The 20,169-nt window shown below is 68.6% G+C and carries 20 protein-coding genes and 2 pseudogenes; 17 read left to right on the top strand and 5 right to left on the bottom strand.

Annotation, left to right across the window (positions count from 1 at the left end; translation table 11 throughout):
* Positions 1–93 precede the first annotated feature (93 nt).
* Positions 94–906 (top strand): annotated as a pseudogene (locus ACFYRX_RS44475) (IS701 family transposase); the annotation flags it as partial.
* 162 nt (positions 907–1,068) lie between these two features.
* Here ACFYRX_RS44475 and ACFYRX_RS44470 read toward each other — a convergent pair.
* Positions 1,069–2,017 (bottom strand): annotated as a pseudogene (locus ACFYRX_RS44470) (IS5 family transposase).
* A gap of 95 nt (positions 2,018–2,112) precedes the next feature.
* Between ACFYRX_RS44470 and ACFYRX_RS44465 the strand changes: the two are divergent.
* Positions 2,113–2,604: a transposase gene (locus tag ACFYRX_RS44465; protein WP_389112841.1), complete on the top strand. Its 492-nt coding sequence runs from the start codon at positions 2,113–2,115 to the stop codon at positions 2,602–2,604.
* Positions 2,601–3,290, top strand: a complete 690-nt coding sequence (locus tag ACFYRX_RS44460) for a transposase (protein ID WP_389112839.1) — start codon at positions 2,601–2,603, stop codon at positions 3,288–3,290. Before ACFYRX_RS44465 ends, ACFYRX_RS44460 begins: the two co-directional genes overlap by 4 nt.
* A gap of 15 nt (positions 3,291–3,305) precedes the next feature.
* On the opposite strand, the gene pyrE is transcribed toward ACFYRX_RS44460, so the two are convergent.
* Complete coding sequence (gene pyrE / locus ACFYRX_RS44455; RefSeq protein WP_389112838.1) at positions 3,306–3,830, bottom strand: orotate phosphoribosyltransferase; 525 nt, start codon at positions 3,828–3,830, stop codon at positions 3,306–3,308.
* A 102-nt stretch (positions 3,831–3,932) separates the two neighbouring features.
* Between pyrE and ACFYRX_RS44450 the strand changes: the two genes are divergently transcribed.
* Positions 3,933–4,373 (top strand): hypothetical protein, encoded by a 441-nt coding sequence (locus ACFYRX_RS44450; RefSeq protein WP_389112836.1) that lies wholly within the window; start codon positions 3,933–3,935, stop codon positions 4,371–4,373.
* A gap of 570 nt (positions 4,374–4,943) precedes the next feature.
* On the opposite strand, the gene ACFYRX_RS44445 is transcribed toward ACFYRX_RS44450, so the two are convergent.
* The 3 genes from ACFYRX_RS44445 to ACFYRX_RS44435 are packed head-to-tail and all read right to left on the bottom strand — an operon-like array spanning position 4,944 to position 7,948.
* A complete protein-coding gene (locus ACFYRX_RS44445; protein WP_389112834.1) occupies positions 4,944–6,173 on the bottom strand; it encodes a low temperature requirement protein A in 1,230 nt (409 codons plus the stop codon).
* Positions 6,170–7,774, bottom strand: coding sequence for a Na+/H+ antiporter (locus ACFYRX_RS44440; protein WP_389112832.1), 1,605 nt, complete (start codon positions 7,772–7,774; stop codon positions 6,170–6,172). Before ACFYRX_RS44440 ends, ACFYRX_RS44445 begins: the two co-directional genes overlap by 4 nt.
* A 3-nt stretch (positions 7,775–7,777) precedes the next feature.
* Positions 7,778–7,948, bottom strand: a complete 171-nt coding sequence (locus ACFYRX_RS44435; protein WP_389112830.1) for a hypothetical protein — start codon at positions 7,946–7,948, stop codon at positions 7,778–7,780.
* A 526-nt stretch (positions 7,949–8,474) separates the two neighbouring features.
* On the opposite strand from ACFYRX_RS44435, the gene ACFYRX_RS44430 reads away from it, so the two are divergent.
* From ACFYRX_RS44430 to ACFYRX_RS44370, 13 genes are all read left to right on the top strand, one after another.
* Positions 8,475–9,362 carry a helix-turn-helix transcriptional regulator gene (locus ACFYRX_RS44430; RefSeq protein ID WP_389112828.1) on the top strand — a complete coding sequence of 296 codons (888 nt, stop codon included), beginning with the start codon at positions 8,475–8,477 and terminating at the stop codon, positions 9,360–9,362.
* 213 nt (positions 9,363–9,575) lie between these two features.
* Complete coding sequence (locus ACFYRX_RS44425) at positions 9,576–10,457, top strand: aldo/keto reductase (RefSeq protein WP_389112826.1); 882 nt, start codon at positions 9,576–9,578, stop codon at positions 10,455–10,457.
* An 80-nt stretch (positions 10,458–10,537) separates the two neighbouring features.
* Positions 10,538–11,794, top strand: a complete 1,257-nt coding sequence (locus ACFYRX_RS44420) for an MFS transporter (RefSeq protein ID WP_389112824.1) — start codon at positions 10,538–10,540, stop codon at positions 11,792–11,794.
* Positions 11,795–11,886: 92 nt separating this feature from the next.
* Entirely contained in the window at positions 11,887–12,213 is a 327-nt protein-coding gene (locus ACFYRX_RS44415) for a carboxymuconolactone decarboxylase family protein (RefSeq protein ID WP_389112823.1), read from the top strand.
* Between the two features lie 90 nt (positions 12,214–12,303).
* The gene (locus ACFYRX_RS44410; protein WP_389112821.1) at positions 12,304–13,284 is read left to right on the top strand and encodes an aldo/keto reductase; all 981 of its coding nucleotides are present in this window, start codon (positions 12,304–12,306) and stop codon (positions 13,282–13,284) included.
* An 86-nt stretch (positions 13,285–13,370) separates the two neighbouring features.
* Positions 13,371–14,144, top strand: coding sequence for an SDR family oxidoreductase (locus tag ACFYRX_RS44405; protein WP_389112819.1), 774 nt, complete (start codon positions 13,371–13,373; stop codon positions 14,142–14,144).
* Between the two features lie 13 nt (positions 14,145–14,157).
* A complete protein-coding gene (locus tag ACFYRX_RS44400) occupies positions 14,158–14,475 on the top strand; it encodes a putative quinol monooxygenase (protein ID WP_389112817.1) in 318 nt (105 codons plus the stop codon).
* A gap of 36 nt (positions 14,476–14,511) precedes the next feature.
* A complete protein-coding gene (locus tag ACFYRX_RS44395) occupies positions 14,512–15,300 on the top strand; it encodes an SDR family NAD(P)-dependent oxidoreductase (RefSeq protein ID WP_389112815.1) in 789 nt (262 codons plus the stop codon).
* Between the two features lie 71 nt (positions 15,301–15,371).
* A complete protein-coding gene (locus tag ACFYRX_RS44390; protein WP_389112813.1) occupies positions 15,372–16,256 on the top strand; it encodes an aldo/keto reductase in 885 nt (294 codons plus the stop codon).
* Positions 16,257–16,369: 113 nt separating this feature from the next.
* Complete coding sequence (locus tag ACFYRX_RS44385; protein ID WP_389112811.1) at positions 16,370–17,350, top strand: hypothetical protein; 981 nt, start codon at positions 16,370–16,372, stop codon at positions 17,348–17,350.
* Between the two features lie 73 nt (positions 17,351–17,423).
* On the top strand, positions 17,424–18,143 hold the full coding sequence (locus tag ACFYRX_RS44380; RefSeq protein WP_389112810.1) for an SDR family oxidoreductase: 720 nt from the start codon (positions 17,424–17,426) through the stop codon (positions 18,141–18,143).
* A 52-nt stretch (positions 18,144–18,195) separates the two neighbouring features.
* The gene (locus tag ACFYRX_RS44375; RefSeq protein WP_389112808.1) at positions 18,196–18,375 is read left to right on the top strand and encodes a hypothetical protein; all 180 of its coding nucleotides are present in this window, start codon (positions 18,196–18,198) and stop codon (positions 18,373–18,375) included.
* A 618-nt stretch (positions 18,376–18,993) separates the two neighbouring features.
* A complete protein-coding gene (locus ACFYRX_RS44370) occupies positions 18,994–20,142 on the top strand; it encodes an FAD-dependent monooxygenase (protein WP_389112807.1) in 1,149 nt (382 codons plus the stop codon).
* Positions 20,143–20,169 lie beyond the last annotated feature (27 nt).

Genomic DNA, 20,169 nt, shown 5'->3' with positions numbered 1-20,169 from the left:
ACCCGGATCGCCCGCCCGCACAATAGAACAGCTCCACGCCCGAACAACCCCTGCGGAAACCGGTCGCTGACAGTTATTGAAATGCGGGCCCCGGGACGCACCGAGAACTGCCAGATCGGCGTGTTCCTCGCCTACGCCTCCGACCGCGGACGCACGCTGATAGACCGCCGTCTGTATCTGCCCACGTCCTGGACGGACGACCGGGAACGGTGCCGGCGGGCGGGCATCGACGACACGGTTCCCTTTGAGACGAAGGTGGCCATGGCCAAGACGATGGTCCGCCGGGCGATCGCCGACCGGATTCCGTTCAGGTGGGTGACGGCGGACGCCGCTTATGGCTTCAGCAAGGGTTGGCGGTTCGAACTGGAGCAGGCGGATGTCTTCCACGTCATGGCCACCACCCGGCACGACACAGTCGTGAGCCGCTGGGCACTCGACCACCCCGTCCACGACCTGTTTCCCGGCCTGCCGCGGCAGAAGTGGAAACGCCGTTCCTGCGGCGAAGGAGCTCATGGCCGGCGGATCTTCGACTGGGCCCGCGTCGAGGTCCGGCCCTGGCACCGCGAGGACCGCAGGCACTGGGTTCTGGCCCGTCGCAGTGTGAGCAGGCCCGATCAGATCTCCTACTACATTGCTTACTGCCCCGCCAACACGACGCTGGACGAGCTGATCCGCATCGCGGGCAGCCGATGGGCTGTTGAGGAGTGTTTCCAGACCGCGAAGCAGGAGTGCGGCCTGGACGACTACCAGGTCCGCCGCTACCCCGGCTGGCACCGCCACATGACCCTGGCCATGGCCGCTCACGCCTGCCTGACCGTCCTGCGTGCCCGAGAGCTGGACATGGAGAAAGCAGAAACGGATCCTCCCAGCTCATCCACCTCAGCCTCGCCGAGATACGACGACTGATCACCCGCCTCACCGACCGCCACCCCACCCCGGTCGACCACGTCCTGCACTGGTCGACATGGCGCCGACGACGCCAACACCAAGCTCGAGTCAGTCACTACAAACGACGTGGACACAGCCCCTGAAAACTGCCCAGCACTCAGAACAAGCACCGTTGCAGTACTAGGCCGTTTCTGACGGCTCTTGAACGGTGTCGCGGAGCCATATGACGATCGCGGTGACGGTGAGGGTGCCGTTGAACATGTAGTCGCGTTTGTCGTACCGGGTGGCTACCGCACGGAACTGCTTCCACTTGTTCACGCACCGCTCAACGGCGTTGCGGCGGCGGTACTGAGCCGGGTCGAAGGCCGGAGGCCAGCCACCGGCCTGTCCACGGCGCTTGCGGTGGGCACGCTGGTCGTCGGGCTGCGCAATGGTGGCCTTGATGCCTCGCCGCCGCAGGTAGGCGCGGTTGTCGCGGCTGGAGTACGCCTTGTCGCCGCGGACCCGATCCGGCCGGCTGCGCGGACGGCCCGCCCCGCGGCGCCGGATGCGTAAACCGTCCAGCACCGGGGCGAACATCGGGCTGTCACCCCGCTGGCCCGGCGAAGTCAGCCAGTGCAACGGCCGGGCCCGGTCGTCGGAGAGCAGATGGATCTTGCTGGTCAGCCCGCCCCGCGAGCGCCCCAACGCCTCGCGCCCATCTGCCTCCTCACGAGCCCCGCCCCCTTTTGCGGGTAGTCACAAGGCACCTCGCGAGGCGCCCCGGCCGCGTGCTGATGCGCACGGCAGGACGTCGAGTCGATGTTCACGGCCCACTCCTGCCGGGACACCTGACGGGCGAGCGTGCCGTCGGGGTCACCGGCGTCCGCCTCGATCTGCAGCTCTGCAGCTCTGCAAGGATGGTCTGCCAGGTGCCGTCTGCCGACCACCGGCGATGACGCTCATAGACGGTCTGCCAGGGGCCATACCGCTCAGGCAGATCAGGCCAGGGCACACCGGTCCGGGCCCTGAACAGCACCCCGTTGACCACCCTGCGATGATCCGCCCACTGCCCGCCCGGCCTGCCGTTACCGGGCAGCAGAGGCTCGATCTTCTGCCACTGCGCGTCCGTGAGCTCGTGTCGCCGCACCATACGAGCGTCCTGCCCAGCCAGCCGTGAGATCCACCCAGCCCACCAAGAGCCATCAGAAACGGCCTAGCCGCACCACACTGTTGCGCCGGGTGATGGACCTGCCTGACCCGGCCGCGACGCGCCCTCGGGCCGTCGGCGTGGACGACTTCGCGCTGCGGCGCGGGCACGTCTACGGAACGGTCGTGATCGACGCACAGTCCCACCAGGTCCTCGACCTGCTGCCCGAACGCGACGCGGTCACCCTCGCCCCGTGGCTCGCAGGCCATCCCGAAATCGAGGTCATCTGCCGCGACCGCGCCGGCGCCTACGCCGAGGCGGCCGGCACCGCCGCACCCCGGGCTCTCCAGGTCGCTGAGCGCTTTCACCTCTGGCAGAACTCGCCACCGCGGTCGAAAAGACCGTCGCAGCCCACCGCACCTGCCTGCGCGACCTGCCCCCGGCCAGCCCAGAAGAGCCCGTTTGGGAGACACCCGCTGAAGCGACCTCCGACCAGAACAACGAAGAGGCGGATCCGACCGGCAGGTTCGCCGAGCGGGCCCGCGCCCATCACGCCCTCGTCCACGAACTCCTCGACCAGGGCATGAGAATCCGCCACATCGCCCGCCACCTGGGCTGGGGACGCCACACCGTCCAGCGATACGCCCGCGCCGCCCACTGGCAGGACATGGTCAAGGGCCGCAAGCGCCAACTCCCCAGCAAGCTCGACCCGTTCAAGCCTTACCTGGCACAACGCTGGGCCGAGACCGACGGCAAGACGACCGTCCTGGACCTCCACCGCGAGATCACGGCCCGTGGCTTCCGCGGCCACTACTCCACCGTCCGCGACTGGGCCCGGCGCGGTCTGCCCCGACCAGAAGGCTTCGCGCCCGCCCCGCCACCACCGTCGGTGCGGCAGGTGACCGGCTGGCTCACCCGGCATCCGGCCACCCTGACCGAGGAGGAGAAACGGCACCGCAAAGCCGTGCTCGACCGCTGCCCCGAGCTGGCATCCGCAGCCGAGCTGACCAGCTCGTTCGCGGAAATGCTCACCACACTCAGCGGTACTCGCCTGCCCGAGTGGATCACCAAGTCCGCCGAGGCCAATCTCCCCGGCATCAGCAGCTTTGCCGTCGGCCTGCACAGCGACTTCGACGCCGTGACCGCCGGGCTGACCACCGACTGGAACTCCGGCCCGGTCGAAGGAGCAGTCAACCGGATCAAGATGCTCAAGCGCCAGATGTTCGGCCGGGCCGGCTTTGCCCTGCTAGGGAAGCGAGTTCTCCTCGCCTGACGGGCCCCCTCCGCCTCAGGCAGTAGTTCTCAGATCATCCGCAGTCAGGAGTGACAGCAGGTGGATTTGTTCGGCCGCAAGCGCCTCGGTCCCTCCCTGCTGACGGTCGATGACGCAGAGCGCCTCGCGAACGTCCGCACCCAGGGCACGCAACTCGGCGGTGGACAAGACGATCTGACCACCGCTAGTGACGACGTCCTCAACGACCAGCACTCGGCGCCCGGCGATGTCCGCGCCTTCAGCCAGCCGGCGCGTTCCATACGACTTTGCCTGCTTACGGACAAAGGCGCAGGGAAGGCCGGTGTGTCGGCCGAGCGCGGTGACGACCGGGATACCACCCATCTCAAGGCCCGCCAGCACCTCCGTGTCCTTCGGCACGAGCAATGCCATCGCCTGAGCGATGGCATCAAGGAGAACAGGGTCCCCTTCGAAGCGGTACTTGTCGAAGTACTCCGAGGCCCTGCGTCCCGAGCGGAGTACGAAATCACCGGTCAGATGGGATACGGCATGGATCTGGCGAGCAAGGTCTGAAGAAGTCACAGGACCGGAGTATCTCAGCCGACCGAACCTCTGGTGGGTCGGTGGGTCTCTCATCAAGCGGCGAGATCGGCAATCACCGAACGTAGTCGTCTCACGGAACTTGTGCCAGACCCCGATGAACGACATCACAGCCAGCCCCCGGACTACACCACGCTCCTGTGCGTCCGCCCCGACCCGCTCGGCGGGGGCCCCAGCATCCTCTCCGACGCCCACGCGGCGGCGGGGCGGGTGTCGGAGGACAGCCGCGCCCTGCTGGCCGAGTCGGCCTACCACTACGGGACCTTCTTCGACCTGTTCGATGTGGGCGATGAGTACAAGCCGTTTCCGATCCTGGACGATGGCTCCGACCCGGGCGAGGGGTTCGTCCGGTTCACCGCCAAGATGCTGGAGAGGTCACAGCTCGGCCAGGCGCACGCCGACGCCGCCAGGGAGCTCGCCGAGGAACTCGTCCGGGGTCAGGTTGGTGAGCCCAGCACAGCTCGGCCCGGCTCGCCGCCCAGTGGCCCGCCCACTTCGTCTTCCCTGTCAAGTTCAGCGTGTTGAGCGCGGTTGCTGAGTGAGTCGCTCGCTGCGGCAGCCGCGCCGGCCGGGGGTTTGGCACGGCGCGCCCGGGTGCCGTCGGAAGCGGCGGGCGAGGTCGAACAGGTGTGGATCTCGACTTCGTCCATGCGCAGGGTGCGGGCGAGTGAGCACAGGACGCTCTCGGAGACGATGCGCAGGTTCCCGCGTTTCATCCGGGCGTAGTAAACGGTGCTCACGTCGGCGAGCTGAGGGACCTCCTCGTGGCGCAGCTTGGGGACGCGGCGCTCACCGCCGAAGACCGTCACGCCAGCTCCCTCGGGGCTGATGCGGCCTGGAGCGTGTTGGTTGGTCGGCTGCATCAGGCGCCGCTGTTGCTGGTCAGCTTCCAGCGGGTTTGATGTCCGGAGCCGGGCGGACGGTATTCCTCTGCCCTGTGGCGGCGACTCGTCCGGAAGGTCCGTCGGCTTGCGCGGTCCCGTTCCCGTGATCCGCATCCGCCTGGGGGCGGGCAGGTATCCAGCGACGAACCCTCTGACCTGCAACCTGCCCCGGCAGCTGGGGCATCACGACGGGCTGAGCGTGCCGCGTGCGTCAGGGGCGTACCTTGCGTCGTAGTTCGCTGTACCACCAGGTCTCGACGGCGGCCACGGCGGCGAGGATCACCACGACGCCTGCGAGCGCGGCGAGGGGCGGGAGCGCGGCGGCAGCCGGGAGCGAGGCGAGCAGCACGAGCATGGCGCCGAGACGGAACGGGGCCCAGACGGCGACCGTGGCCCGGGCGAGCAGAGTGAGTCCGCCCAGGTACAGGGCCGCGCCGCCGCACAGGGCCGAGGCCGAGAATGTGCCGAGGCCCTCTGTGCTTCCCGCGTCCGCGATGACGCCCTCCATGCCGAGGGCGGTGAGCACGATGCCCGCGACGATGGGGAAGTGGGCGTATCCGTAGGCGAGCACGGCGAGGCTGAGGCGCTGTGCGCCGCGGGTCTCTTCCAGGCGGTGTTCCACGATGCGGGTCACGATGTCGAAGTACAGCCACCACAGGCTCGCGGTGGCGGCGACACCGAGGACGGCGGCCGTCAGCAGGGGCAGGTCGATCGGCTGCTGGGAGGCGGCGGCACCCATGGCGAGCAGGGACTCGCCCAGGGCGATGATGATGAAGAGTTCGTGGCGCTCGGTGAAGTAGCTCGCGCTGTGGATACGCCAGTTGCCGCGGCGGGAGGTGGCGTAGACACCGCCCCAGTCCACCACGATGGCCACGGCGAACAGCACCGTCTGGGTGGTGCCGCCCAGGACGGCTCCCGTGATGAGGAGCGCGCCCGCGCCCAGGACGGGAGGCACGGAGATCGCCACCTGCCGTAGCAGGGCACGGTCGTCGTCGGCCAGAACGGCGTAGACGATGGGGTGGACGCAGCGGGCGAACACGTAGGCGCAGGCGAGGACGAGCGGGCCGTTCAGCCTGCCGGGGCCGTCGTGCCATGCCTCGGGCACAGTGAGGGCCACCACGAACACGCCGGCCATCGCCACGACGAGGCCCGCGCGCAGGACACCCCGGTCGCTGGAGCGCGCCTGGTTGCCGAGCCAGGCGTAGGCGGACCAGGAGAACCACACGAGGGCGAGGAGCAGCAGGCCCTGGACCACGCCGATGCCGGTGTGCTCGTGGGCCATGTACCCGGTGATCTGCGTGAGCGTGAAGACGTAGACGAGGTCGAAGAACAGCTCGAAGGGGGTGACCCGGCCCATCAGGGCGGGGCCGCCCTGGACGCTGCCGCGTGCTTCGGCCGAGCGCGCTTGCGGGGAGTCGGAGGGGGTCTGTTCGTCGGTCATTCGGCCGCCTTCCGCTGTGCGAGCCGTACCTCTTCGTTGTCGAGCCGCGCCTGGACGCGCAGGAACACACTGTCGTCGATACGGTGCTCATCGCGCAGGGCGATGACGGCGGCGCGTTTGCGGTCCAGGAGAGCGAGACGCAGTTCGATCTCCTGACCGTGGCGGCGCAGCAGTGAACCTGGCTCGTCCGTGTCCTCGGTGGCTCCGACGGCCCGCAACGTCCTCAAGTGCCTTTCGTAGTCGGCCAGGAGTTGGTCGGTGACCTCCGGGTCGGTGGCGAGTTCGGCGGCCATGTCGGGCAGCGCGTCGAGGGCGGCCTCGGCGGCGACGGTCTGGGCCAGGTGGAGTTCGCGTTCGCTGTCGGTGTCGTGGGGCAGGCTGGCCCAGCGCGCCACGCCCGGCAGGACGAGGCCCTGGACCACCAGCGTGACGACCACGACTCCCGCTGTGACGAAGACGATTGTGTCGCGGTCGGGGAAGGGTGCGCCGGAGTCGAGGGTGTAGGGCACGGAGAGCGCCAGGGCGAGGGAGACCGCGCCGCGGAATCCGGCCAGGGCGCTGACGATGCGGGCGCGGTGGCCCATACGGCGTGCACGCTGCTGCGGGCGCCGGTCCACGAGTCGGATCGTGTGTACGGCGGCCTGCAGGAATGCGAAGCGGACGACGATCAGTGCCACGGAGACCGCGGCGACCATGACGAGTGCGTCGGTGAGGGCGTCGCCGGGCAGGCTGCGTACGGCTGCCTGGGCCTCCAGCCCGACCATGACGAACAGGAAGCCGTTGAGCAGGTACATCGCCAGCGACCAGAATGCCTCGGTCTGACGGCGGGCGTGGGCCTGGGCGAGCCGCGGACCGGCCTGGCTCATGATGAGTCCGGCGACCACGACGGCGAGCACCCCGGACGCCTCGACCAACTCGGCCAGCAGGTAGGCGGTGAACGGGATCAGGATGATCACGAGGTTGCCTAGGAGTGTGTCGTCCAAGGTGCGGATGCGGCGCCGGACCTGGATGGCGACCCACGCCACCAAGACACCGGCTGCGATGCCGCCTCCGTAGGACAGGAGCAGCAGACCGCCGATGTGCGGGGTGCTGAGGTGTTCGACGCCGACGGTGACGCCGACGGCCAGGCTGTAGATGACGATTGCGGTGCCGTCGTTGATGAGGCTCTCGGCGCGCAGCACCGTGACGTTGCGGCGCGGCAGGAGCCGGGAGGCGACGTTCACGGCGGTGGCGTCGGTCGGGGCGACGGCCGCGCCGAGCACCCAGGCTGGGCCCCAGGGCAGGCCCATCGCGTGCGCGAGGGCCGCCACCGCCCACGCGGTGACGGCGACCAGGATCGTGCCGTTGAGTACGATGCCGCGCAGGTCGCGGCGGATCGCGCGCAGCGATGTCGTCACGCTCTCCCAGTACAGGAGCACGGGGAGGAAGACGAGGAGCAGCACGTCCGGGGGCAGCTCCGTCTCGCGCAGCCACGACACGAAGCCGAGCAGGACGCCCGCGGCCAGCTGCAGCACCGGCGCGGCGATCCGCAGCCGGTCGGCGAGGACGCCGCACACCACGAGCGCGATCCCCATGATCACGACGAACTCAAGGACATGCACCCGTCACCTCCTGTCGTGGCGGGCGCTGTTCAGCACGGGAGGAGCTGGAGCGTGGCGGCGCGGGCCTGTGGGGCACAGGACGTGTTCGACGATGCCGGTGTGGCGGCCGTACTCGGCACGGTAGGCCGCGTCGATCTGCTCGTACACGGAAGGGTCGGCTTCCTCGTGGACCATTCACATGGTGACTGTGGCACGCAGCGTGCCGTCGGCGCGTTCGGATGCGGGGTCGATCTCCTCGGCCGCGCCAGTGCGGTCGAGCTCTGCTTCGCTCCATGGCGTCGTGGCCGTCTCCTGGGTGCATGTCCTTCTCGGTGATCTTCACTTTGCCCGTCCGGCGGCGGACATGCCCGCCGGGAGGTGCGAGCCGGGATTCAGGTCTGGTCGGGGTCGGCTTGAGTAGCAGTCCGATCGCCGCTGACGTCACGGCGAGGAGGACCGCGTCGATCAGGAGAGTGATGTGCAGACTGTGCAGGAAACCGGCCAGGTTGGCCAGGAAGGCGCCGAACATCGGCGACGGCCCCCGGGGGCTTTTGATCGCGTGATCCGCATCCCGCCTGGGGGCGGCCGGGCAGATATCCAGCGGCGGACCCCTCTGACCTGCGACTCCGCGCTACCGGAAGAAGCTGGAGTTGGGGGTTACTGCTGTGAGGGGTAATGACAGGGTCTCTCAGCCCGTGTGCGGCGAACCTACTCTGGCCTCATGGACAACCGCGCCGAAATCAGTGCGTTTCTGAAGTCTCGCCGTGACAAGATCACGCCCGAGCAGGCCGGTCTGCCCGTGTACGGCCACCGCCGGGTGGCCGGGCTGCGCAGGAACGAGGTCGCGACGCTCGCGGGCGTCAGCGTCGAGTACTACACGCGTCTGGAGCGCGGCAATCTCAGCGGTGTCTCCGACAGCGTCCTGGACGCGCTGGCCCAGGCTCTGCGGCTCGACGACACGGAGCGCACGCACTTGTACGACCTGGCCCGAGCGGCGAACAAGACGCCCGCCCGTGTGCGGCGCCGCACTGCCCGGCCGGCTGTGCGGCCCAGCGTGCAGCGCATCGTTGACGGGATGCCGGGCATGCCGGCGTTCGTGAAGAACCACCGATTCGACATCCTGGTCGCCAATACGCTCGGTCGCGCACTGTTCTCGGAGATGTACGCCGATCCGGTCTGCGGGGCGAACACCGTCCGGTTCGTATTTCTCAGCCCCGCGGCCCGGCGGTTCTACGTCGACTGGGAACGCATCGCCAAGGGCGCTGTGGGTGCGCTGCGGATCGAGGCGGGCAAGAACCCGTACGACCGCGAGTTGTCGAACCTGATCGGTGAGCTGTCGACCCGCAGCGACGCCTTCCGCGTGATGTGGGGCGCCCACGACGTACACGTCTTCCATGAGGGGACGAAACGCCTCAGGCATCCGGTCGTCGGCGAGCTGGAGCTCAACTTCGAATCGATGAACCTGCCGGACGGCTCGGGGCTGGTCGTGGCGTTGTACAACGCGGCCCCCGGCTCCGCGGCCGCGGACGCGCTGAACCTGCTGTCGAGCTGGTCCGCCACGGCCGAGGCCGCGGATGTGCAGGCCGCCGAGGCGGACTCCGAGAACTGAACAGACGTCCACAGCCCCGCCTTCTGCGGCTGCCGCCGGCAGTAAGGGCGGGGCTTTGACTTGCGCATATGCCGCTGGGGGTCCCTGCTGTTACCCCTCACAGCGAAGACTCCCTCATCGTGTCCGTTCCCGGTTGCATGGTCAGTGCCCCGCTTTGGGGCCGACCGGTATCGAACCTCGTATCGGTCCGTCCCCGCTCATGGAAGGACCACCATGACTGGCAAGAGCACGATGATCACGCTGAACAACGGCGTGCGGATGCCCGCGCTCGGCCTGGGCGTCTTCCAGAGCCCACCGGAGGAGACCGCCACCGCGGTCACGACCGCGCTCCAGCACGGCTACCGACTGATCGACACCGCTGCCGTCTACGGCAACGAGAAGGAGGTCGGTGAGGGCATCGTCGCCTCCGGCGTCGACCGCGGCGAGGTCTTCGTGACCACCAAGCTGTGGCTCTCGGACTTCGGCCACGACGCGACCCTGCGTGCCTTCGACGCCAGCCTGGGCAGGCTGGGCCTGGATTACCTGGACCTGTACCTGCTGCACTTCCCGTACACGTCCGCGTTCGACTCCACGGTCGCCGCGTACAAGGCAGCGGAGAAGCTGCTGGCCGACGGGCGGGTGCGGGCGATCGGCGTCTCCAACTTCAGCCCTGAGCGTCTGGACGACCTGATCGAGCGCACCGACGTCGTACCGGCGGTCAACCAGGTCGAGCTGCACCCGTACTTCCTTCAGCGCGAGTTGCGCGAGGCGCATGCCGGCCTCGGCATCGTCACCCAGGCGTGGTCGCCCCTCGGCGCGGTGAACCTGTACTGGCCCGACGCCCCTCACGCGGGCAAGAGCCCACTGCAGGACCCGGTCATCACTGAGATCGCCGCCAGGTACGGCAAGACCCCCGCGCAGATCGTGCTGCGCTGGCACATCGAGCACGGCCTGTCCGCGATCCCGAAGTCCGTCACGCCGCACCGCATCGCGGAGAACATCGGCATCTTCGACTTCGCGCTCACCGCCGATGAGACGGCCGCCGTCGACGCCCTCGACACCGGCCTGCGCGGCGGTCCCGACCCGGACGGCATCAAGGCCGACTCCTTCGGCTGAACCAGCGCCGGCACCCGGCCGCTCCCGAGACCCGGCCCCCTGTTTCACCCCTCCCCATTCAGCAAAGGCTCCACCTCCGCATGTCTGCTCACCGACAAAAGCCCGCCAAACTGCCGTTCGTCGTCCCGCTGCTGGCCCTCGGCACCTTCGTGATGGTCACCAGCGAGTTCATCATCGCCGCCCTCCTGCCCGAGTTGTCCTTGGACCTCGGCGTCAGCGTCTCCACGGCCGGCCTGCTGATCACGGCGTTTGCGGTCGGCATGATCGTGGGCGCGCCCACGATCTCGATCGCCACGCTGCGCCTGCCCAGGCGCTCCACCCTGGTCCTGGCGCTTGCCGTCTTCGCCGTCGGCCACGTGATCGCCGCACTCAGCTCCTCCTTCACCATCGCGCTCGTAGCCCGTGTGATCACCGCGCTGGCCACCGGTACCTTCATCTCCGTCGGCTCGGTCGTGGCCACCTCCGCCGCGGGACCGGCCGCCGCCTCCCGCGCCATGGGCGTGATGATGAGCGGCATGAGCCTGGCCATCGTGGCCGGTGTGCCGCTGGGCTCTTGGGCCGGTCAGACGATCGGCTGGCGCGGCACGTTCTGGGCGCTGGCCGCCCTCGCGGGCGTGGCCGCCCTGGTCATCGGCCGGTTCATCCCCGCCGCGCAACGCGCCGAGGTGGCCCCCTCCGTCCGCTCCCAGCTCGCCGTACTGCGCCATGGCCGTATGTGGCTGATCCTTGGCGCCACCGCGCTCGTCACGGGTGGCTTCATGGCCGCGTACAGCTACATCTCCCCGCTGCTCACCGAGCGGACCGGGATCTCCGAAGGAGCCGTACCGCTCGTCCTGGTCGGCTTCGGTGTCGGTGCTCTGCTGGGCACCAACATCACCGGCCGCCTCGGCGACCGCAAGCCGCTGGCCACGTTCATCACCACCTCCGTCGCCTCGGTGCTGGTGCTACTCCTGCTGATCCCGCTGTCCACCAGCCCCGTGGCGACTGTCGTCCTGGTGGTGCTCCTGGGCGTGACGGGCCTGGGCATCACCTCGATCGCCACCCCGCTGGCCGTGCGCTTCGGACACTCCTCGCCCGCCCTCGCCGCTGCCTTGACGGTGTCGGCCTTCAACGCGGGGATCGCCCTCGTCTCCTGGCTGGCGGGCACGACCTTGGACACCTCCCTGGGCGTGACCGGACCGGAGGTGGTGGGTGCGGTCATGGCCGGCCTGGGCCTCATTCCCCTGATCGTCCTCGCCGCGATGCGCGCCACCCGGACTGTCGTGCCTCAGGTGTCCCTGCCTGCGGCGGACGAGGAGACCTCACACAAGGCTCAGGCCCCCGGTGTGGCGGCCTGACGGAGGGACACCACCGGGTGTTCCCATCACCGCCCCCAACTCGGCTGATCACTTTTTGTAACAGACCAAACACTGACAGGAGATGAAACGCCATGGCTGAACAGACCGCCGCACAGAAGGTGCTCGGCGACTTCGCGCCCGAACTGGTCCGGCTCACCGACGACGTCCTGTTCGGCGAGGTGTGGGCGAGCGAGGGCCTGTCCCAGCGGGATCGCAGCCTGATCACCGTTGCCACCCTGGTCGCCCTCTACCGCGCCGACCAGCTTGCCTTCCACCTGCCGAAGGCGCTGGAGAACGGGGTGACGAAGGACGAGCTGGTCGAGGCCATCACCCACATCGCGTTCTACGCCGGCTGGCCCAACGCGATGTCCGCGATCACCCAGCTGAAGAACATCGTCGAGGGCGCCGACGCGAGCTGACCCCGCACCGACCCGTCTACCTCACGACCATCAGGACCCACACCGGCCAGGGCGTTGTCGTCGCTCGCGGCCACTCGAAAGGAGAACGAAATGAAGAAGCGTGAACTGGGAAACAGCGGGCTCGAAGTGTCGTCGATCGGGCTCGGCTGCATGGGAATGACCTTCGGCTACGGCCCGGCCGCGGACACGGGTGAGGCCATCAAGCTGATCCGGGCGGCCGCCGAGCGCGGGGTGACGCTCTTCGACACCGCGGAGGCGTACGGGGAAGCGAACGAAAGGCTGGTGGGCGAGGCCCTGGCGCCGGTGCGCGACCAGGTCGTCATCGCCACGAAGTTCGGGTGCAAGGACGGCAATTCCACGGCGGGGCTGGACAGTCGGCCGGAGCGGATCCGGCTGGTCGCCGAGCAGTCCCTGCAGCGTCTGCAGACCGACCGCATCGACCTGTTCTACCAGCACCGGGTGGACCCCGACGTGCCGATCGAAGAGGTCGCCGGCACGGTCAAGGAACTCATCCAGGAAGGCAAGGTCAAGCACTTCGGCCTGTCCGAAGCGGGTGCGGACGTCATCCGCAGGGCCCACGCCGTCCAGCCGGTCACGGCCCTGCAGAGCGAGTACTCGCTGTGGTGGCGCGAGCCCGAGGAGATCATCCTGCCGACCCTGGAAGAACTGGGCATCGGCTTCGTGCCGTTCAGCCCGCTCGGCAAGGGCTTTTTGACCGGCGCGATCGGTCAGGACACGAAGTTCGAGGCCAACGACATCCGTAACGTGCTGCCGCGCTTCGAGGAAGAGGCGCGTGAGGCCAACCTCGCACTGATCGCGCTGCTGGGTGAGATCGCGGACGCCAAGCAGGCGACCCGGGCGCAGACCGCCATCGCGTGGCTGCTGGCGCAGAAGCCGTGGATCGCACCGATCCCGGGCACGACGAAGCTGCACCGCCTCGAAGAGAACATCGGCGCCGACACCGTGGAACTGACCGCCGAGGACCTGGGGCGCATCGAAGAGGCCGTTGCCCAGGTGCAGATCAAGGGCGAGCGGTACACCGCAGCGCAGCAGAAGACCATCAACCGGTAAGTCACCGGCCTTCATCGGCCCGTTCCTGACGAAGCGTCGTTTAAGGCGCTTCGTCAGGAAGGCCCTGCCCATCAGGAGAAGTTCACATGGAATCGCAGGCACTCAAGGGGCGGATCGCCCTGGTCACCGGCGGCACGACCGGACTCGGCTTCGGCGCCGCCAAGCGTTTGATCGAAGAGGGAGCCACGGTCTACATCACCGGCCGGCGCATGGACGTGCTCGACGCCGCTGCGGAGAAGCTCGGCCCGTCCGCCACCGGGATCCGGGCCGACGTCACGAGCAAGAGCGACATGCTGCACGTCGCCGAAACGATCAAGGCGGCGCACGGCCACCTCGACATCCTCTTCGCCAACGCGGGCGGCGGACACGCCACGCCCCTCGCCGAGCTGACCGAGGAGCAGATCGACAGCGAGCTCGCCATCAACATCAAGGGCGTCGTCCTCACGGTGCAGAGCGTGCTGGACGTCCTGCGCGACGGCGCGTCCATCGTCCTCAACGCGTCGATCACCGCCGACATGGGGCTGCCCGGGTTCGCCGTCTACGCGTCGTCGAAGGCGGCCGTACGCTCCCTCGCCCGCAGCTGGACGACGGACCTCAAGGACCGTGGGATCCGGGTCAACTCGATCAGCCCCGGAGTGGTGCCCACCGAGGGCTACAGCCACGAACAGAAGCTGAGCGACGAGGACATCGCGGCCTACGTCGAGCGCGTCGCGAAGGAGATCCCGGCGGGACGCGTGGGGACGGCCGAGGACATCGGCGACGCCCTCGTCTTCCTGGCCTCGGACACCAGCTGCTACATCACGGGCATCGACCTCGTCGTGGACGGCGGCATGACCCGCGTCTACGCCGGCCAGAACTGACGGAGGAATCCACATGACCACGGTCAAGCAGGCAGAGCGCCACATCATCTGCGAGGTACGCGGCCAGGCGGCCCACCGCGCCAGGGTCGAGGAGCTCCTGCTGGAGCTCGTGGGCCCCGCGCGGGCCGAGGCGGGATGCCTCTACTACGACCTCTACCAGCAGTCGGACGAGCCCGACACCTTCTACATCGTCGACGGCTGGGCCTCGCCCGAAGCCGTCGCGGAACACACCGAGCACCCGAACGTGACGAAGGTCGTCGAGCAACTCCTCCCGCTGCTCGCCGCACCCCTCAAGGTCACCACCAGCAATCGGGTCAGCGACCCCAACTAGCGACTGGCCGGGGTCCGAACCCTTCAGGACATACTCATGGCTCGCATCTTCATCACCGGTTCCACCGACGGCCTCGGCCTGATGGCCGCCCAACTGCTCCTGCGGCAGGGCCACACGGTGGCGCTCCACGCACGCAACAGCACCCGGGCCCGCGACGCGCACGCCGCGCTCCCGGACAACGCGGGCGTCGCCGTCGGTGACCTCTCCAGCATCGCCCGGACCCGCGATGTGGCCACCCAGGTCAACGACTTGGGCACCTTCGACGCGGTCATCCACAACGCAGGCGTCGGCTACTACGGGCGAGGCAGGGTGGAGACCGAGGACGGCCTCTCGGACGTCTTCGCGGTCAACGTGCTGGCGCCCTACCTCCTCACGGCGCTGATTACCCCGCCCCGGCGGCTCGTCTATCTCAGCTCCGGCATGCACCACAGCGGAGAGGTCACCCTGCGGGACCCGCAGTGGGCGACGCGGCCGTGGCAGGGCTCCCAGGCGTACTCGGAGTCGAAGTTCCACGTCACCGCTCTCATGCTCGCCGTCGCGAGGAAATGGCCCCAGGTGCTCTCCAACGCCGTCGACCCGGGCTGGGTCCCCACGAAGATGGGCGGCAGCGGCGCCACCGACGACCTGCGGCTGGCTCCGGTGACCCAGGCATGGCTGGCGGCCGGCGACGACACGGCGGCGCTGGTCACCGGCCGCTACTTCCACCACCAGCAGCCCCGCACTCCGCACCCGGCCACGCGGTCGCCCGAAGTGCAGGACCGGCTGCTGGCTTACTGCGCCGACCTCACAGGCGTCGAACTGCCGACAGCGGTCTCTGTCGACTGAGGCCGCGTCCGTCCCCCTTCCCGTCCGCACGCGGGCACCGCTGCGTGCGCCCACCCCGATCGGAGCAGACGATGACCGCAACGAACCCACTCATCACCCTGAACAACGGCGTACGGATACCCGCCCTGGGACTCGGCGTCTACCAGAGCGCCCCCGAGGAGACCACCGACGCGGTCCTGACCGCGCTGCACGACGGCTACCGACTGATCGACACCGCCTCCGCCTACTTCAACGAGCGGGAGGTCGGCGAGGCGATCGCCCGCTCCGACGTGGACCGCTCCGAGATCTTCGTGACGACCAAGGTGTGGATCAGCGACTACGGCTACGACTCCGCGCTGCGGGCCTTCGACGTGAGTCTGCGCAAGCTGGGCCTCGAACAGCTCGACCTGTGGCTGCTGCACCAGCCGCTGCCGTCCGACTTCGAGAAGACGATCGCGGCGTACAAGGCGGCGGAGAAGCTCCTCGCCGAGGGACGTGTCCGTGCGATCGGCGTGTCGAACCAGACGCCCAAGCAACTCGACGAACTCATCTCCCGCACCGACATCGTTCCGGCCGTCAACCAGATCCAGGTGCACCCCTACTACACCCAGGGCGAGTGGCGCGCAGCGAACGAAAGCCACGGCATCCTGACCCAGTCGTGGTCGCCCATCGGCGGCTCCTACGTCTACCGGGGCGCCGACACCAACCCGCTCGAAGACCCCGTCATCACCGCCCTGGCCGACAAGTACGCGAAGACACCCGCGCAGGTCGTACTGCGCTGGCACCTCGACCACGGCTTCTGCGCGATCCCCAAGTCCGTCAAGGCCCATCGCATCGCCGAGAACTTCGACGTCTTCGACTTCGCCCTGACCCCCGACGAGGTGGCCGCGATCGACGCCCTCGACACCGGCGTACGCGGCGGACCCGACCCGGACTCGCTCAACCTGGACAACGCCGGCTTCCCGATCCCCGACTAGAAGCTCCCCAGCCGATCACGCATGCCGTCAGCGCCGCTGACGCTCCACTCCGGCCAGGGCTGCGGCGCCGGCGCAAAGAACGAAAGAGCGCAATGAACACGAAAGACAAATCCATGAAGAAGCCGTTCAAGCTCGCGGCGATCTCCGCGACCGCAGCCGTCATCGTCTCGGCACCGTACGCGTCCGCCGCGACCGGACACGCGGACGCGCAGCCCGCCGTCACCCACGTGAAGACCGTGGCCGCCTTCGACTTCGCCACCGGCGACGTGCCCGAAAACATCACCGTCGCCCCGGACAACTCACTGACCGTCTCGATGGTGGGCACGCCCGCGGGCGAACGGCCGGCACTGGTGCGGATCGCACCGTCCGGGCAGCGCACAGTGCTGGTCACCGGGCAGAAGGGCGACGGAATCACCGGCAACACCCGCGGCCACGACGGCACCGTCTACTACAACGTGTGGTCCTCCGACGCCTCCCGCAACGGGGTGTGGAAGCTGCCGCCCGGCGGCACTCCTGACCGCATCGCGGCATTGCCCGCGGGCGGAGTCCCCAACGGTCTGGCCATCGATCCGGCCGGGCGCACCTTGTACGTAGCCGACAGCCAGATGGGCACCGTCTGGGCCGTCCCGGTCTCCGGCGGCCCTGCGACCGCGTGGCTGGTAGACCCCGCCCTCGCGATCAAGGCATCCGCACCCGTGCCGTACGGCGCGAACGGACTCCGTTTCCACAACGGCGCCGTATGGGTCTCCAACCTCAGCAAGGCAACCCTGCTGCGGATCCCCGTCACCGCCACCGGAGCTGCGGGCCGGGTCCACACCGTCACCAGCGGCCTCACCGGCATCGATGACTTCAACTTCCTCAGCGACCGCTCCAACGTCGTGTTCGCCGCGCTGAACACACAGAACCAGATCGCGGTCGTCTACCCGAACGGCACCACCAAGACCGTGCTGACCGCCTCGGACGGCCTCGCCTCACCCACCGCCACCGCGGTACGCGGCAAGCGGCTCTACATCACCGACGGCGGACTCAACGAGCCCCACAACGCGCAAGTGCAGAGCGGGAAGATCGACCTCCGCGCGCTGCTCTCCCACTGAGACTGAGACCTACCCGCACCCTGTAGACCATCTCTCGAAAGGCAAGATGATGATCGCTGAGACACTGAACGACATGGCGGGCAAGAACGCGCTGGTCACCGGGGCGTCCCGAGGCATCGGCCGAGCCATCGCCGAGGGCCTCGCCGCCCGCGGCGCCGCAGTCGCTGTCAACTACGTCAGCAATAAGGACGCCGCCGAAAGCGTCGTCGCCGCAATCACCGCCGCCGGTGGCCGCGCCGTTGCGATCGGTGGCGACGTCTCTTCCGAGGAGCACGTCGCAGCCATGTTCCAGCAGGCCGAGACCGAGCTGGGGCAGCTCGACATCGTCGTCGCGAACGCCGGCATTGTCATCAACAAGCCCTTCGCCGAGCACACCGTCGAAGACTTCGACAAAACCTTCGAAACCAACGCCCGGGGTGCCTTCCTGGTTCTGCATCAGGCCGCAGCACGAATCCGCGACAACGGCAGAATCATCGCCATCTCCTCCGGGGGAACGCGCATGCTGCTTCCCGGGACCACTCTGTACCTCGCTTCGAAGGGTGCCCTCGAGCAGCTCATTCGCGGTGCAGCCATGGAAGTGGGCCACCGCGGCGTAACCGTCAACACCGTGTCGCCCGGATTCACGGACACCGACCTGCTCACCGACGACTTCCGCGCCACCGCGGCGGACATGTCACCCCTTGGCCGCGTGGGAACTCCCGAGGAAGTGGCAGCTGTCGTGACGTTCGTTGCCTCACCCGCGGCGTCCTGGGTCACAGCACAGAACATCGGCGCAGGCGGAGGCGTCTTCTAACCCCACCCCTACAGCGGCGGGACGTTGGGTGCCTCGACGGGCCCGACGTCCCATGACCGTCCGACACGAGGAAACGACTACGGCACGCATCCTCATCATCGGCTCCACCGACGGGCTCGGCCCATTCAACGCCCGCACCCTCATCGGCCAGGGCCATGACGACGTACTGCACGCCCGCACGAAGGAGCGCGCCACATCGATCCATGACCTCGATTCGGCCGGCATTCGGTGACCTCTCCAGCGACAGCGAGACCCGCTCGGTCGCCGAACAGGTTGGCGCGATCGGTCGGATGGACGCCATCATTCACAACGCCGGCGTCTACGACGGGGCCGCGGTCCTCCCGGTGAACGCAGTCGCCCGTATCTGCCCACCGTATTGATCGAGCGCCCGGATCGGCTGGTGTACGTCAGCAGCGAATGCACCGCGGCGGGCGGGCCGACCTCGCAGGCGCGGACTGGACGGGGAGCCGGGCGACGAAGTCGTACTCCGACTCGAAGCTGTTCATCACCGCATTCACCGACATTCCGGTCGTCGAACCTCGCCGACACCGACCCTGCCTGTGGATCCGGGCTGAGCGCCCGGCAGCTCCCAGTAATCCAGAGGACGTGGCCGGCAGGGATGCCACCTGAGGGGTCCTTGCAGGTGCCCCTCACAACCGAGACTCCCACGTTCTCGCCCTCCCCGGTTGCATGGCCAGTGCGCCACTTCCGCGGGGACGGGACCCAACGGGCAAGAGCCCGGTGATCACGCTGGACAACGCCGCCGACATGCCCACCCCGAACCTCGGCGCCTGCCACAGCACACCTGCTCGGACCACCACCGTGACGACTCCGTGAGGAGAACAACAGCATGACCACAGCCATGCCCGACGTGCCCCGCACCGGGAACCGGGACGAGCGCCAGGGCACCGCCATCGTCGTCGGCGCATCTCTCGCGGGTCTGATGACCGCACTGGCCCTGTCGCACGCCGGAGTCGACGTGACGATGCTGGAGCGATCGGGGGCAGCCCCTCGGGCCCGGAAGGGGGCTGCTCTCGGCGGGGTGAGTGAGGGCCTCCTCAGCAGAATCACGGGATCCCGTCACGCGCAGAGCGGTTCGGCGCCACTGAATTCAGTGGCCCCCGGTGTGCAGAGCTGGATGGCAGTCCACGCCCGGCTCCGGGCGGCCGTCGACGCCGACCCCTATATCGAGCTTCGCCCCCACACGATCGTACGGAGCGTCGACCAGGACGCGGATTCCGCCTGGGTGATCGCCTCGGACCAGCAGACGTTCCGAGGCGATGTCGTGATCGGGGCGGATGGCCACGGAAGCGTCGTGCGCGTCGGCGTCGCACCCGACAAGCCCGACGCGACGTTCGCCGGCTACTTGATCTGGCTCGGCCTCACCAACGAGTCCTCGCTTGCCTCCTCACGCCGCCTGCCACGAGACGTCGACATCCTCAGCGGCGCAGAAGACTATCTCCTCGGCTACCCACTGCCCGGCCCCGACGGTTCTGTCGCCCCAGGCTCCCGCCAGGTCGGCTGGGCCTGGTACGACGCGAGCCACAATGACCTCCTACGCGAAACGGGCAGTGTTGTCGGCAACGTCGTGCGCCGATCGCTCACCTCCGCCGACATACCGGAGGCGACCTTCCGCGAGCTCGCGGACAAAGCCAAGAACCAGTGGCCGTCGCCCTGGCGCGAGGCCATCCTCGACTGCATCGAGCGGCGTGCCGTCATCGGCACCCCCATCGCCGAGTACGTCCCCGACAAGCTCGTCAACGGGCGTCTTGCCCTCGTGGGAGATGCCGCGCATGTCCCGACCCCGATGACCGGCTCGGGCTTCAGCGCGTCGCTCCACGACGCCGAGGCCGTCGCCGAATCCGTTGCTGCGGGCGTGCGCGGATCGACGGTGGCGCAGGCCCTCACAGGGTACGAAAGGAAGCGGCTCGGCAACGTCCGCGGCATGGTCCAGTCGGGCCAGCAGTTCAGCCGCTCCTTCACCGGTCGAGCCGCCTGAGCTCATCCCGGGCGCCGGCGTTCCACC

This window comes from Streptomyces sp. NPDC005374, assembly GCF_042872225.1.
GTDB lineage: Bacteria > Actinomycetota > Actinomycetes > Streptomycetales > Streptomycetaceae > Streptomyces.
The sequence above is the reverse complement of the archived record's forward strand: the minus strand, read 5'-3'. Positions and strand labels throughout refer to the sequence as shown.

Bases quoted from the DNA above. Each gene is read 5' to 3' on its own strand.
- ACFYRX_RS44400 (WP_389112817.1), top strand. From the start codon at position 14,158: ATGACCACGGTCAAGCAGGCAGAGCGCCACATCATCTGCGAGGTACGC.
- ACFYRX_RS44405 (WP_389112819.1), top strand. From the start codon at position 13,371: ATGGAATCGCAGGCACTCAAGGGGCGGATCGCCCTGGTCACCGGCGGC.
- ACFYRX_RS44415 (WP_389112823.1), top strand. From the start codon at position 11,887: ATGGCTGAACAGACCGCCGCACAGAAGGTGCTCGGCGACTTCGCGCCC.
- ACFYRX_RS44445 (WP_389112834.1), bottom strand. From the start codon at position 6,173: ATGACCGACGAACAGACCCCCTCCGACTCCCCGCAAGCGCGCTCGGCC.
- ACFYRX_RS44385 (WP_389112811.1), top strand. From the start codon at position 16,370: ATGAAGAAGCCGTTCAAGCTCGCGGCGATCTCCGCGACCGCAGCCGTC.
- ACFYRX_RS44420 (WP_389112824.1), top strand. From the start codon at position 10,538: ATGTCTGCTCACCGACAAAAGCCCGCCAAACTGCCGTTCGTCGTCCCG.
- ACFYRX_RS44425 (WP_389112826.1), top strand. From the start codon at position 9,576: ATGACTGGCAAGAGCACGATGATCACGCTGAACAACGGCGTGCGGATG.
- ACFYRX_RS44460 (WP_389112839.1), top strand. From the start codon at position 2,601: ATGAGAATCCGCCACATCGCCCGCCACCTGGGCTGGGGACGCCACACC.
- ACFYRX_RS44410 (WP_389112821.1), top strand. From the start codon at position 12,304: ATGAAGAAGCGTGAACTGGGAAACAGCGGGCTCGAAGTGTCGTCGATC.
- ACFYRX_RS44465 (WP_389112841.1), top strand. From the start codon at position 2,113: ATGGACCTGCCTGACCCGGCCGCGACGCGCCCTCGGGCCGTCGGCGTG.
- ACFYRX_RS44375 (WP_389112808.1), top strand. From the start codon at position 18,196: ATGACCGTCCGACACGAGGAAACGACTACGGCACGCATCCTCATCATC.
- ACFYRX_RS44430 (WP_389112828.1), top strand. From the start codon at position 8,475: ATGGACAACCGCGCCGAAATCAGTGCGTTTCTGAAGTCTCGCCGTGAC.
- ACFYRX_RS44435 (WP_389112830.1), bottom strand. From the start codon at position 7,948: ATGGTCCACGAGGAAGCCGACCCTTCCGTGTACGAGCAGATCGACGCG.
- ACFYRX_RS44395 (WP_389112815.1), top strand. From the start codon at position 14,512: ATGGCTCGCATCTTCATCACCGGTTCCACCGACGGCCTCGGCCTGATG.
- ACFYRX_RS44380 (WP_389112810.1), top strand. From the start codon at position 17,424: ATGGCGGGCAAGAACGCGCTGGTCACCGGGGCGTCCCGAGGCATCGGC.
- ACFYRX_RS44390 (WP_389112813.1), top strand. From the start codon at position 15,372: ATGACCGCAACGAACCCACTCATCACCCTGAACAACGGCGTACGGATA.
- ACFYRX_RS44370 (WP_389112807.1), top strand. From the start codon at position 18,994: ATGACCACAGCCATGCCCGACGTGCCCCGCACCGGGAACCGGGACGAG.